Consider the following 12,484-nt stretch of genomic DNA (forward strand, 5'->3'; position numbering starts at 1 on the left):
CTCCCAGCCAGCATCTTGAATCTGATTTGCAGACCCTTGGGAATCCCTTCGATTCAATCCAAATTCATCCCGCTCTAGGGCGGCAGGACCCCAGAGGGGCCCGTGGAGCGCCGGCCTCGGCTCACACCAGTGCCAAGGCACATACGAAAAAATGGCCGGGACAAACCCGGCCATTTCGATCTGCAGAACGAACTACGGCTTGATCGGCGCGTATTTGCCGTCGTGCCACTGGTTGATGTCGTAGCTGGCGTTCTTCAGGTCGCCCTTCTCGTCGAAGATCACGTCGCCGACGACGGTGCTGATCGGCTTGCCGTCCTTCAATGCCGCAGCGACCTTGCCTGGATCGTCCGTGCCGGCGCGCTTGACGCCCTCCGCTATGGCCTGGACCACGGCGTAGGAGAACAGCGTGAAGCCTTCCGGGGTGAAGCCGCCGGCCTTGATCTTGGCGACCGCGTCCTTGGCCTCGGGCTTTGCCTGCGGATCCGACGGGAAGACGAACATGGTGCCTTCGCCCGCCGGGCCGGCGACCTGCCAGAATTCCGGCGAGGCGATCGAGTCCGGCATGATCAGCTGGAACTTGACGTTCTGCTCGGCCGCCTGGCGCAGGATGAGGCCGGCTTCGGGGTGATAGCCGCCGAAATAGACGACGTCGGCCTTGAGGTCCTTCAGCTTGGTGACCAGAGCCGAATAGTCCTTCTCGCCGGCATTGATGCCTTCGTAGTCGACCTCCTTGAGGCCGCCGGCGTTCATCGTCGCCTTCACCGCATCGGCCACGCCCTGACCATAGGCGCTCTTGTCGTGCAGCACGACGACGTTCTTGCCGGCATACTTCTTGGCGATCCACGGACCGATGAAGGCGCCCTGCGCGTCATCACGGGTGTAGAGGCGCATGATCGTCGGCCAGCCGGCCTTGGCCGCGGCATCGGTCAGCACCGGGTTCGACGAGGCCGGGCTCATCATCAGCGTGCCGGCTTCGGCATAGACGGCGGAGGCCGGAATGCTCGAGCCCGAGCAGGCATGGCCGTCGACGAATTTGGTGCCGTCGGCGACGATGCGGTTGGCGACCGAGACGGCCTGCTTGGGATCGCACTGGTCGTCCTGGATGTCGAGCTTGATCTTGTTGCCGTTGACGCCACCGGCGGCATTGATGGCGTCGGCGGCCGCCTGCGCGCCCTGCTTGAACTGGTCGCCGATGGTGGCGAGCTGGCCGGTCATCGGGCCGACCACCGAAATGGTGATGTCGTCGGCGAAGGCAACCGATGCGCTCATCATCAGGCCCAATGCGGCCGCGCTCAAAATACCCAATCTTTTCATGACAATAGAACTCCTCCATTGCGCGCGGCCGTTCCGGCCACGCTTCTTCCAGAGAGCCGGGACAATTTCACCCTTCGCCGGAACTGTCGAGAGCACAATGTATCGGGATTTGGTTCATTTCGACGGGGAGTTCTTGGGCCAAGCCGCCGTTCCCATACAGCCGGTGACTGCGCAAATGCAAAAGCCGCGCCGGCCTTGTCCCGGCCGGTCGCGGCTTTTGCAGTCGAGATTCCCGGCGCCCCGCGCGCCTGAACCCGCTCGCTTCCCTGTGTTGTCGCACGGCTTAGGTTCGTTGACCTGCCGCATTCTTGGTCTGGTTAGCCGGCCGTCTTTTCGCGGCCTTGTCCCCTGAGAGCTTCCGGGCCTTAGCCCGTAAAATCAGTGCATCGTCATCCATTCGCGCGCTTCGCGCAGCGCCTTGGCGATCTCCGGCTTCGACATCGTGGCCGACAGTTCCGAGCGCAATTCCGCGGCGCGGAGCGAGCCCTTGATCGCGGCGATGTTGAACCATTTGTGGGCGGCAATGATGTCGGTCTCGCAATCGCGGCCGGTCGCATACATCATGCCCAGTTCGAAAAGAATGTCGGCCTGGGCAGTTGCCCCCATGGCGCCGAAGCCGGCTTCAAGCATTTCAAAACGTGCCATTTCAATCCCCTGTCTGCTCCCGAGAGCTGCCTCCTTCTGTCCCTGGAAGTCCCCTGGGCGGGCCGCTCTTTCGATGCTTTCGAGGATGACGGCTCGCCTTGAATCCGTCGTTAAATGGCTTGCTTAATTTGAAGAAAACAAAGCTAAAACAAGAGGTAAACGCGAAGAACTGTTAAGCATAGGAATCCAGCAATTCAGCCGATCTGCGCTAAATTCGAGGAAAATTTGAGGCGCGGGAATCAAGACTTCGCTAACCACGGAAATCGAAGCCTTTTTCGCCGTCCATTCATTTTCGGCGACCGACGCGGCCAAAATCCATACAAGCTTCCGTCACGGCACCGCTTTCGTTTTGGCGATAGCTGGATTAGCTTTACGTTTGCGTAAGGGACAGAGAGGCGGAACGAGGACCGCCGGAACCCTAAAGGGAGGACAAGCATGTTTCGAAAAGTCAGCCTGGCCCTTGCGGCCACCTTGATGATGGCAGGCGCCGCGTCGGCCGACCCGATCGAGGGCAATTGGAAGACGCAGGCCGGATCGACCGCGGCGATCGCCGGCAGCGGGGCGTTTTCCATCACGCTCAAGTCCGGCAAATATGCCGGCAAGACGATCGGCTCCTTCAAGGCGGCCGGCGACAACAAGTACACCGGCACCATAACGGACCCGGAAACCGACAAGACCTATTCCGGCAAGGCGACGCTTTCCGGCACCTCGCTGAAGATGAGCGGCTGCGTGCTCGGCGGCCTGATCTGCAAGAGCCAGACCTGGACCAAACTCTGATAGTCGCACAGATGGCGATGCAAAACGGGGCCTAGCGTGCCCCGTTTTTCTTTTTGAGCGCCCTCTCTGGGCGCAACGCTGGACAAGGCAATTCGTAGCCCTTGGGGTCAGGAACCCCATCAATCTATTTGAACGGCAGATGAATGCCGGTCTCAGAACCGGTTCAGAGGCATTCGGGCATTCTCCTCGTCATTGAAGGAGAGACCAATGCTTGTCCGCCGCTTCACCATCGTCTGTCTGTTGATGAGCCTGTTCGGCATGTTCTTCGCCATTCTCGTGGCCGAAGCCGGCCGTCCGGCGCGCTCATCGGGAATGGCCGACACCTGCCGGCTGGACTGCATGAACCATTTCGGCCGCTGAAACGACCAATACTCGAAACCGGAACGACCACCATGAACCGCATCGCTGCCTCCACCCTCAAAGCTCTTCGGCTCCTGCCGCGGGCGATGCTCATCCTGATGCTGCTTGCCGCTCCTGTGCTGGCGGTGCCGATGATGCGCGCCGACGCCGGTTCGGTCATCGAGGCGCCGGCGCCGAAAAAGGCAGGCATCGGCTTCGTGCTGCTGGTCAGCCTGCAGCGCGGCTGACACGGCCAGAGAAAAATACGCCGCAGGCGGGCTTCGCGCCCGCCTCCCCCTCCCAAGCGCTGTTCCAAATCCCTATATTGGGCCATGGAAAAGCGAATCTACCCCCAAGCCATCGAATCGGTCGTCATGCCGGAGCCTTTCGGCAGGCAGAGTTTTGACGACGCCAAGAAGGCGGTCGCGGCGCTGGAGGCGCTCTACGACCGCAACACCAAGTTCCTGCGCGATTCCTTCGCCAAGCTCGCCGCAGGCGGCGACGAGAGCAGGCGCTACCGCGCCTTCTATCCGCAGATCGGCGTCACCACCACTTCGTTCACACAGATCGACTCACGCCAGGCCTACGGCCATATGCCGACGCCCGGGCATTTTGCCACTACCATTACCCAGCCGAAGCTGTTCGAGAACTATCTCGTCGAGCAGCTTCGGCTCATCATGCGCAATCACGGCGTCCAGGTCACGGTGTCGGAATCGACGACGCCGATCCCGCTGCATTTCGCCTTTCTGGAAGGCACATATGTCGACGGCACGGCTGCCGAGCGCATCAGGCGGCCGATCCGCGACCTGTTCGACGTGCCGGATCTCGACGGCACCGACGACCAGATCGCCAACGGCACTTTCGAGGTGGCATTCGGCGAGCCGAGGCCGCTGGCGCCGTTCACGGCACAGCGCATCGACTATTCGCTGCACCGCATGACGCACTACACGGCGACCAGCCCGCAGCATTTCCAGAATTTCGTGCTGTTCACCAATTACCAGTTCTACATCGACGAGTTCGTGGCGCGGGCCCGCGAGCTGATGGAGAGCGGCGGTGGCGGCTACAACGAATTCGTCGAGCCGGGCAACCTCGTGACTAGGGCCGGGGCCGGCGCGGCGAGCCCAGGCACCCCGCCACAGCGCCTGCCGCAAATGCCGGCCTACCACCTGAAGAAGCCGGGCCATGGCGGCATCACCATGGTCAATATCGGCGTCGGCCCGTCCAATGCCAAGACCATCACGGACCACATCGCGGTGCTTCGGCCACATGCCTGGGTGATGCTCGGCCACTGCGCCGGCCTGCGCAACACGCAGGCGCTGGGCGACTATGTGCTGGCCCATGCCTATGTGCGCGAGGATCATGTGCTCGACGACGACCTGCCGGTCTGGGTGCCGATCCCGCCGCTGGCCGAGATCCAGGTGGCGCTGCAGGAAGCGGTCGCCGAAGTGACGGGACTTTCCGGCTACGATCTCAAGCGCATCATGCGCACCGGCACCGTCGCCACCATCGACAACCGCAACTGGGAACTCCGCGACCAGCGCGGACCGGTGCAGCGCCTGTCGCAGTCGCGCGCCATCGCGCTCGACATGGAATCGGCAACCATCGCCGCCAACGGCTTCCGCTTCCGCGTGCCGTACGGGACGCTGCTGTGCGTCTCCGACAAACCGCTGCACGGCGAGCTGAAACTGCCCGGCATGGCGACCGAGTTCTACAAGCGGCAGGTGGCGCAGCACCTCACCATCGGCATCAGGGCGATGGAGAAGCTGGCGGAAATGCCGATGGAGCGGCTGCATTCGCGCAAGTTGAGAAGCTTCTCCGAGACTGCTTTCCAGTAGCCGAGGCAACTCGTCGTCTTGCCCGGGCCGCAATTTTGCCGATAAGCAGGCCTGAGCGAGATTATATCGCTGCAAACAGGTTGCCGGCGGCATTCGGCAGAACAAGACTGACATGACCATAGGCGGCGCGCGCTCGAACATGACGGCTGGGGTGGCTTTCCTGGCGATGACGGCACTCTCGGCCGCGCTGCTGGCCGGATTCCTCGGCGCGCTGCATCCGGCCCTCGATTCGTTCTCGCATTTTCGCATTCATCTGAGCGTGCTCACGGCGCTGCTGGCGCTGGCGCTGCTTGCCAGTTCGTCCCGGCTGCAGGCGGCAGCAGCGCTGCTCTTCGCCCTCGCCTGCCTCGCCACGACGGCCAGCGCGCTGCCCGGGTTGTGGCCGCATCAGGCGGTCGCCAAACCTGCCGACCGTATCGTCTATAGACTGCTGCAGATGAATCTTCGCTTCGACAATCCGACGCCCAAGAAGGTGCTGTCGCTGATCGGCCGCACCAACCCTGATGTGATCACCCTCGACGAAGTGTCGGGAATGTGGACGAGAGAGCTCGGCTATATCACCGGTGCCTATCCGTACCGCATCCTCTGCCCCTACCCCAACGGCATATTCGGCGTCGCGCTGCTCTCGCGGCGGCCTTTTGCCCCCGGCACCGCGCCGCATTGCGAGCCGCGCGGCGCGATGGCGACCGCCACGATCGATTTCGGGGGCATCGGTGTCGACGTCGCGGCAATCCATTTGAGCTGGCCCTGGCCGCGCGAGCAGTACTGGCAGATCGGCGAGTTGGCGGAGCCGCTTGCCGCGCTCGGCGAAACCGCCATCATGGCCGGCGACTGCAACGCCGCGCCGTGGAGCGCGGCGGTGCGCCGCGTCGCCTCGCTCGGCGGACTGACCGTCATGCCGTCGGCCGGGCCGACCTGGATCCACCGGAAGCTGCCGGATTTCGTCCGGCGCTTCGCCGGCCTGCCGATCGACCAGGTGTTCAGCAAGGGCGCCGTGACGATCCATTCGGCGACGCGGCTGGAAGACGCCGGCTCCGACCACTTGCCGGTGCTGGTCGAGTTCTCGTTGCGGTCCGACGGCCGACAGCCCGAGGACGAGCACCAGTCGGCGCTGGCGGCAAACGCACGACTTGGCAAGACGGGCAGTTAGCGTCGCATTCCTTCCCGCCACATCGACGGTTTCTGCTTGTGCCGCTAAGGGCTGATCAAAGCCGCGACAAGGTGCTCGACATGGCCGCCGTCACGGTGCTCGCGGGCATCGAAGGCATTTTGCCTGGTTTCGTATTCGGCGTAGGCGGCCTGGATGCGTCGGCGCGCCTCGGTGCGTGCCTTGTAGCAATAGGGGTCGTTAGCGACCGCAAGACCGGTGATCGAGCGCTCGGTGAAGCGCATCATTTCCCGGGCGATGCGGCCATGAGTTCCCTCATGTGAACGCACGCCGGCGGAGAACCGGTTCCAGCGCTTCTTCAACGCAGGCGTTGCCGGCGACGCCAAGCGGGGGAAAGTGAAGAAGAGATTGAGCGTTCCGTTCGCCTGGCGTATTCGGCACGAGCGGTTGTCCTGGACAACGCCAAGCTCCCAGTCGACCGTATAGGCGGTCTGGGCAATGGCACGCGTCATGAAGCCGTGCTTGGGACCTTTGCTGGCCATGGCCTTGATGAGCGCCCCGCCGGAATTGCCGGCAATGTCATAGGTGCGCGTCTGGACCAGCACCCTGGTGCCGGCCGAAGCCTGCGGCGCGCAAAGCGCGCCGAGAGCGACAAGGCATGTCAGAGCCGCCATGCGCATAACCGTCTCCTCCCTATCCTCACGGAAAGGGAACACAAGCAGGCAGCGGATTCAACAGCCTTGAGGTTGCGCCGTCGCAACCGGTATTGCTCGTAGGTACCGCCCCTTACCCGGCTCGAGCGAGCTTCTCCCGCAGGACGGCGGCTGTCGAGCCGGCCCGGGCGAGACGTGGGGCTCACATGCCCTGGTAGACCGGCCCCTCTCCGCCTTGCGGCGGCACCCAGTTGATGTTCCGGTTCGGGTCCTTGATATCGCAGGTCTTGCAGTGGACGCAGTTCTGCGCGTTGATGACGAAGCGCACGTCCTTGGCGGACGGATCGGCGGCGGCGTTGCCGTCCTTGTCTACCCACTCATAGACGCCGGCCGGGCAGTAGCGGGTCGAGGGGCCGGCAAAAACGTCGTGCTCGGAACGCTGCTGCAGCGCCATGTCGCCGACGATGAGGTGCACGGGCTCGTTTTCCTCATGGTTGGTGTTTGACAAAAACACCGAGGAGAGCCGGTCGAAGGTCAAGACGCCATCCGCCTTCGGATAGGCGATTTTCTGATGCTTGGAGGCGGGCTCGAGCGTCGCATAGTCGGCCTTGCCGTGCTTCAGCGTGCCGAAGGGCGAGAAGCCGAACAGCGTGTTCAGCCACATGTCGAGTCCGCCGATGCCGACACCGACGATGGTGCCGAAGCGCGACCACAGCGGCTTGACGTTGCGCACCTTCTTCAGGTCCTTGCCGATGTCGCTGCCGCGCCAGGCGTCTTCATAGGAGGCGAGTTCATCATTGGCCCGGCCGGCGGCAATGGCGTCCGCGACATGCTCGGCCGCCAGCATGCCGGACAGCACCGCATTGTGAGAGCCCTTGATGCGCGGCACGTTGACGAAGCCGGCCGCGCAGCCCATCAGCACGCCGCCGGGGAAGGAGAGTTTCGGCACCGACTGCCAGCCGCCCTCGGTGATGGCGCGCGCGCCATAGCCGATCCGCTTGGCACCCTCGAAGGTGCCTTTGATCGCCGGATGAGTCTTGAAGCGCTGGAATTCCTCGAAGGGCGAGAGCCAAGGATTCTTGTAGTTCAGGTGAACGACGAAGCCGACCGCCACCTGGTTGTCCTCCAGATGATAGAGGAAGGAGCCGCCGCCGGTCTTCATGTCGAGCGGCCAGCCGAAGGAGTGCTGCACCAGCCCCGGCTTGTGGTTCTCAGGCTTGACCTGCCAGAGTTCCTTGAGGCCGATGCCGAACTTGGCGGGCTCGCGGCCGTCGGCGAGCTGGTACTTCGCGATCAACTGCTTGGCTAAAGAGCCGCGCGCGCCCTCGCCGATCAGCACGTATCTGCCCATCAGCGCCATGCCCGGGGCGTAGGCCGGGCCATGCGTGCCGTCCTTCTCGACGCCCATGTCGCCAGTGATCACGCCGGTCACGGCGCCGACTTCGTTGTAGACAAGGCTCGCCGCGGCAAAGCCGGGATAAATCTCGACGCCGAGCGCTTCGGCCTTGGTCGCCAGCCAGCGGCAGACATTTCCGAGCGAGACGATGTAGTTGCCATGATTGTTCATCAGCGGCGGCATCAGGAAGTTGGGCAGGCGGAAGGAACCGGCAGGGCCGAGCACCAGGAAATGATCGTCGGTGACAGGCGTCTTGAAAGGGTGCCCTTCCTCCTCGCGCCAGCCCGGCAAAAGGCGGTCGATGCCGATCGGGTCGACGACGGCGCCGGACAGGATATGGGCGCCCACCTCGCCGCCCTTTTCCAGAACGACGACGGAAAGGTCGGGGTTGAGCTGCTTCAGACGGATCGCCGCGGCAAGCCCAGCCGGACCGGCGCCGACGATGACCACGTCGAATTCCATGCTCTCGCGTTCGATTTCGCTCATCTGCCCCTCGCTGGCTCGCGCTATTCTCGCATTTTGCTGGCTCACGCGCTGCATAGCGCATCAATTCGCGACGCGAAACCGGCGCTGGCGTGACAAAGCCGATTTCGACAAAAAGTCGCGGTGTTCCATACGAAACGGCCATCGGACAGGCGAGAGCGAAGCATAGGCCAGGGCCATGCAGTTGGAAGGCCAGGCCTGTCCGGCACGTTTTTAATTGTTCGACGGCTTGCTTATCGGCAATACTTGGCCGCATGCGCACCCCCGAGCCAACCGGCTTTTCAATGAAGCGCTTACTCTTCACGCCCGGCGTGCTCTGCCGCGCGGTTCTTCCGCTCCTCTTTTCGCTCGGTGTCGCCCAGGCCGATCCGCAGAAAGTCTGGGCGGCCGGGGCCTACTCCTTTTCCGACGAGCTCGGCGGCTTCCGCATTACCGGCGCCTCCGGAGTTGGCACCAAGGATGACCCGCTGGTCATCACCGAGGAGCTGAATTCGGCGACACCGGTGACGCTGACCATCCGCGCAATCAAGCCGATCGAAGCCTTTGGCAGGGCCGGCAACGTGGCCAACGGGGTCATGTACATGCGCATCGACGTGCTCAACAATAGCTCCCTGCCCTGGGTCGAGTTCCAGTTCGAGCTGCAGGAAATCCTCGACCAGCCGAGCGTATTCGGCGACGGTCTCTCCTTCGACCAGCGCAACAAGAATCCCGATAACATCGTCTCGAGCAACTTCGCCGATTTCGACCGCCAGTTCGAACCCTATGACCGGCTCTTGTTCAAGAACGGCAAGGTCGACCCGCTGAAGACGGCGACCTTCGAGTTCCTGATCACCGACTACACGCCGCGCTGGACATTTTTCCTGGTGCAGGATCCACGCATACCGACGGGCTGACAGACATTGCGCTGAATGGCGAATTCCCGGCGGTTGCAAATCTTTGCCGCGCGGACGATGGTGGCGCCATGACTGCCGCCTCCCCGAACAACCCGATCGATATCGCAGAGCTGCTGGCCTTCTATGCCAGCACCGGCGTTGACGAGGCGGTGGAAGACACGCCTGTCAACCGGTTCGCCGAGGCCAGGCCCAAGCAAGCCGAGCGGGCGCCTGTGCAGGCCGCGACCGTGCGTGAAAGCGGGCACGAGGGGCGGCCGGCATCGGAGCCCAGATTCGAGGCAGGCCGGGCGGCGGAACGGCCGGCGGCATCGACCGGGCTGGACGCACGCCAAGTGCCCGATGCGCCGCGGCGCCCGACGCTCACCACCGCTACGGTCCCCGACGAGGGGCAGATCAAGCTCGCGGGGCAGCTGGCGGCGAGCGCCTCGACGCTTGACGAGTTGCGCCAGCACATGGCGGCGTTCGACGGTTGCAATCTCAAATTCACCGCCAAGAACCTGGTCTTCGCCGACGGCAACCCGAATGCCGACCTGATGCTCGTCGGCGAGGCGCCGGGCCGCGACGAGGACCTCGAAGGGCTGCCATTCGTCGGCCGCTCCGGACGGCTGCTCGACAGCATGCTGGCAGCAATCGGCCTCGACCGGACATCGGCGTATATCGCCAACGTCATCCCGTGGCGTCCGCCGGGCAACCGGACGCCGACGCCGCACGAGACGGAGATCTGCCGCCCGTTCATCGAAAGGCAGATCGAGCTGGTCAATCCGAAGGTGCTGGTCAATCTCGGCGGCCCTTCCGCCAAGACGCTGCTCAACACCACCGAGGGCATCCTGCGGTTGCGGGGCAATTGGCGTGCGCATACGACCGCCTCAGGCACGGTCATTCCGGCCATGCCAACTCTGCATCCGGCCTATCTGCTGAGAACGCCGGCGCACAAGAAATTGGCCTGGCGGGATTTTCTCGAGGTGAAGGCCAAGCTGAAAATGAGCTGATCTCCCCCCTCGTGGGGGAGATGTCCGGCAGGACAGAGGAGGGCGCGAAGGATCCCGGCCTCTGCATCCTATTTCTCTCAGGACGGCAGCCTAAACACTGACAAGCTGGCGGGACAGCGCCCTCCCTGCCTTGCCAGGCATCTCCCCCACAAGGGGGGAGATCGGCCGGCGCTACCCGCCTTCGCCAATCTCCGAGGCAAGAGGGAACCAATAACCTCCGAGGTAATTGAACTCCGCCCCTCGCCGCCCTACTCATCCCCCATGACAACATCCGACATTTCCGCGGGCAGCCTCATTCGCGAGTGGCGCACGCGCCGACGCATGAGCCAGCTCGACCTCGCCATGGAAGCCGATATCTCGCAGCGGCATCTTTCCTTCGTCGAAAGCGGCCGCGCCCAGCCTTCGCGTGAGATGGTGCTGCATCTGGCCGAGCAGCTTTCGATCCCGCTGCGCCAGCGCAACCAGCTTTTGCTCGCGGCCGGCTTCGCGCCGAGCTTCAGCGAAAGGCCGCTGAGCGATGCGACGCTGGCGCCGGCGATGGCCGCGGTCGAGACGGTGCTCAAGGGCCACGAGCCCTTCCCGGCGCTGGCGGTCGACCGGCACTGGAACCTGGTTTGCGCCAACGCGGCGATCGGCCCGTTCCTGGCCGACATTTCGAGCCGTCCCTGCTCGCGCCGCCGGTCAATGTGCTCCGGCTCAGCCTGCATCCGGGTGGCGTGGCGCCGCGCATCGTCAACCTGGCGGAATGGCGCGCACATCTGTTGGAGCGCCTCAAGCACCAGAACGACGCAACTGGCGATCCGGCGCTGATCGAACTGGAGCGCGAGCTGCGCACCTATCCGTCCGGGCTGAAAAGCAGCCGTCCGGCGCCGGTCGAGCCGAACGGCATAGTGCATTCGCTGCGGCTCGCACATGGCGATCAGGTGCTGTCCTTCATCAGCACGATCACCGTTTTCGGCACGCCGCTCGACGTCACGCTGTCGGAGCTGGCGATCGAATCTTTTTTCCCGGCCGACGAGCAGACGCGGACCGTGCTGGTGCGGCTGGCGAAAGAGCGGACGGCCGCTTCGTAGGCTTACCCCTGCGGCGGCGTCGCCCTTCGGGTGCGCGTGCGCTCGAGGCCAAGTTGCCGTTCGCGCCAGATGATGAAGATGCCGGCGGCCACCACGATCATGCCGCCGATCAGCGTGCTGAACGACGTCACGTCGCCGAACACAAGATAGCCGATGACGACGCCGAGAATCATCGAGGTATATTCGAAAGGCGCCACGACCGAAGCCTCGGCGTGGCGGTAGGCGGCCGTCATCAGGATCTGCCCGAGCCCGCCGCAGAAGCCAGCCATGACAAGCAGCGCGGTTTGCATCGGCGTCAGCATCTGCCAGCCGAAAGGCACGGTGAGCAGCGCCAGCACGCTCGCCGTCGAGGAGAACCACAGCACGATGGTTGCCGTCTTCTCGGTTTGCACGAGATTGCGCACCAGAAGCATGGCGACGGCCGAGATCGCCGCGGCGATCAGCGCTGCCATGACGCCAAGCACCTCCTGGTCGTGGAGCGCCTCGTCGGAATTCAACAGCGTCAGTTCCGGCCAGGAGATGATGAGCACGCCGACAAGACCGACGACAACCGCGCTCCAGCGATAGACGCGGATCGTCTCGCCCAGGAAGATCGAAGAGAACACCACGACCAGCAGCGGCTGGGCATAATTCAGCGTGATCGCTTCGGGCAGCGGCAGCCGGGTCAGCGCGAAGAAGCCGAGCCCCATGGCGCCGACGCCAACGACGCCGCGCGCGATGTGGTTGAACGGCCGTTTCGTGGTGAATGCGATGGCCAGCTGTCCCTTGAAGGCCAGGAAGGCGATGATCGGGAAGATGGCGAAGAAAGAGCGGAAGAAGACGATCTGACCGGCGGGCACGTCGCCGGAAGCCTTGATGCAGGTCTGCATTCCGACGAACACCGCCACCGAGACGATCTTGAGCGCGATGCCGCGCAGCGTGTTGTGGCCGACGGCATGATCGACGGTCATCTATGCCTCGCGGGGATGATTGGAAAACG

12 protein-coding genes and 1 pseudogene are annotated in these 12,484 nt (G+C 63.8%); 8 read left to right on the forward strand and 5 right to left on the reverse strand.

The window, feature by feature from the left end; genetic code table 11:
- Positions 1–192 precede the first annotated feature (192 nt).
- Both CK220_RS19085 and CK220_RS19090 read right to left on the reverse strand, forming a co-directional pair.
- Complete coding sequence (locus CK220_RS19085; protein ID WP_095813023.1) at positions 193–1,314, reverse strand: ABC transporter substrate-binding protein; 1,122 nt, start codon at positions 1,312–1,314, stop codon at positions 193–195.
- A gap of 378 nt (positions 1,315–1,692) precedes the next feature.
- Positions 1,693–1,959 (reverse strand): sel1 repeat family protein, encoded by a 267-nt coding sequence (locus CK220_RS19090; RefSeq protein WP_095813024.1) that lies wholly within the window; start codon positions 1,957–1,959, stop codon positions 1,693–1,695.
- 435 nt (positions 1,960–2,394) lie between these two features.
- On the opposite strand from CK220_RS19090, the gene CK220_RS19095 reads away from it, so the two are divergent.
- The 5 genes from CK220_RS19095 to CK220_RS19110 all read left to right on the forward strand — a co-directional run bounded on the left by CK220_RS19095 (position 2,395) and on the right by CK220_RS19110 (position 6,060).
- Positions 2,395–2,736, forward strand: coding sequence for a DUF2147 domain-containing protein (locus tag CK220_RS19095; protein WP_095813025.1), 342 nt, complete (start codon positions 2,395–2,397; stop codon positions 2,734–2,736).
- Between the two features lie 207 nt (positions 2,737–2,943).
- Positions 2,944–3,096, forward strand: coding sequence for a hypothetical protein (locus tag CK220_RS31980; protein WP_176479133.1), 153 nt, complete (start codon positions 2,944–2,946; stop codon positions 3,094–3,096).
- A 32-nt stretch (positions 3,097–3,128) separates the two neighbouring features.
- Complete coding sequence (locus CK220_RS19100; RefSeq protein WP_095813026.1) at positions 3,129–3,323, forward strand: hypothetical protein; 195 nt, start codon at positions 3,129–3,131, stop codon at positions 3,321–3,323.
- A 126-nt stretch (positions 3,324–3,449) separates the two neighbouring features.
- Positions 3,450–4,910, forward strand: a complete 1,461-nt coding sequence (locus tag CK220_RS19105; protein ID WP_245429273.1) for an AMP nucleosidase — start codon at positions 3,450–3,452, stop codon at positions 4,908–4,910.
- 112 nt (positions 4,911–5,022) lie between these two features.
- Entirely contained in the window at positions 5,023–6,060 is a 1,038-nt protein-coding gene (locus CK220_RS19110) for an endonuclease/exonuclease/phosphatase family protein (protein ID WP_245429275.1), read from the forward strand.
- 44 nt (positions 6,061–6,104) lie between these two features.
- Here CK220_RS19110 and CK220_RS19115 read toward each other — a convergent pair whose 3' ends face one another.
- Complete coding sequence (locus CK220_RS19115; RefSeq protein ID WP_095813028.1) at positions 6,105–6,698, reverse strand: DUF922 domain-containing protein; 594 nt, start codon at positions 6,696–6,698, stop codon at positions 6,105–6,107.
- Between the two features lie 175 nt (positions 6,699–6,873).
- Positions 6,874–8,553: an electron transfer flavoprotein-ubiquinone oxidoreductase gene (locus tag CK220_RS19120; protein ID WP_095813029.1), complete on the reverse strand. Its 1,680-nt coding sequence runs from the start codon at positions 8,551–8,553 to the stop codon at positions 6,874–6,876.
- A 251-nt stretch (positions 8,554–8,804) separates the two neighbouring features.
- On the opposite strand from CK220_RS19120, the gene CK220_RS19125 reads away from it, so the two are divergent.
- The 3 genes and pseudogenes from CK220_RS19125 (at position 8,805) to CK220_RS19135 (ending at position 11,505) form a co-directional block, all read left to right on the forward strand.
- The gene (locus CK220_RS19125; protein WP_095813030.1) at positions 8,805–9,443 is read left to right on the forward strand and encodes a hypothetical protein; all 639 of its coding nucleotides are present in this window, start codon (positions 8,805–8,807) and stop codon (positions 9,441–9,443) included.
- Between the two features lie 68 nt (positions 9,444–9,511).
- A complete protein-coding gene (locus CK220_RS19130) occupies positions 9,512–10,432 on the forward strand; it encodes a uracil-DNA glycosylase (protein ID WP_095813031.1) in 921 nt (306 codons plus the stop codon).
- A 261-nt stretch (positions 10,433–10,693) separates the two neighbouring features.
- A pseudogene (locus CK220_RS19135) lies at positions 10,694–11,505 on the forward strand (helix-turn-helix transcriptional regulator).
- A gap of 2 nt (positions 11,506–11,507) precedes the next feature.
- On the opposite strand, the gene CK220_RS19140 reads toward CK220_RS19135, so the two are convergent.
- Entirely contained in the window at positions 11,508–12,455 is a 948-nt protein-coding gene (locus CK220_RS19140; RefSeq protein WP_095813032.1) for a DMT family transporter, read from the reverse strand.
- Positions 12,456–12,484 lie beyond the last annotated feature (29 nt).

This window comes from Mesorhizobium sp. WSM3860, assembly GCF_002294995.1.
Classification (GTDB): Bacteria; Pseudomonadota; Alphaproteobacteria; order Rhizobiales; family Rhizobiaceae; genus Mesorhizobium.

What these genes read in the sequence shown, in the direction of transcription:
- CK220_RS19100 (WP_095813026.1), top strand. Translation starts at nt 3,129, where the DNA reads ATGAACCGCATCGCTGCCTCCACCCTCAAAGCTCTTCGGCTCCTGCCG.
- CK220_RS19110 (WP_245429275.1), top strand. Translation starts at nt 5,023, where the DNA reads ATGACCATAGGCGGCGCGCGCTCGAACATGACGGCTGGGGTGGCTTTC.
- CK220_RS19125 (WP_095813030.1), top strand. Translation starts at nt 8,805, where the DNA reads ATGCGCACCCCCGAGCCAACCGGCTTTTCAATGAAGCGCTTACTCTTC.
- CK220_RS19085 (WP_095813023.1), bottom strand. Translation starts at nt 1,314, where the DNA reads ATGAAAAGATTGGGTATTTTGAGCGCGGCCGCATTGGGCCTGATGATG.
- CK220_RS19140 (WP_095813032.1), bottom strand. Translation starts at nt 12,455, where the DNA reads ATGACCGTCGATCATGCCGTCGGCCACAACACGCTGCGCGGCATCGCG.
- CK220_RS19095 (WP_095813025.1), top strand. Translation starts at nt 2,395, where the DNA reads ATGTTTCGAAAAGTCAGCCTGGCCCTTGCGGCCACCTTGATGATGGCA.
- CK220_RS19090 (WP_095813024.1), bottom strand. Translation starts at nt 1,959, where the DNA reads ATGGCACGTTTTGAAATGCTTGAAGCCGGCTTCGGCGCCATGGGGGCA.
- CK220_RS19130 (WP_095813031.1), top strand. Translation starts at nt 9,512, where the DNA reads ATGACTGCCGCCTCCCCGAACAACCCGATCGATATCGCAGAGCTGCTG.
- CK220_RS19105 (WP_245429273.1), top strand. Translation starts at nt 3,450, where the DNA reads ATGCCGGAGCCTTTCGGCAGGCAGAGTTTTGACGACGCCAAGAAGGCG.
- CK220_RS31980 (WP_176479133.1), top strand. Translation starts at nt 2,944, where the DNA reads ATGCTTGTCCGCCGCTTCACCATCGTCTGTCTGTTGATGAGCCTGTTC.
- CK220_RS19115 (WP_095813028.1), bottom strand. Translation starts at nt 6,698, where the DNA reads ATGCGCATGGCGGCTCTGACATGCCTTGTCGCTCTCGGCGCGCTTTGC.
- CK220_RS19120 (WP_095813029.1), bottom strand. Translation starts at nt 8,553, where the DNA reads ATGAGCGAAATCGAACGCGAGAGCATGGAATTCGACGTGGTCATCGTC.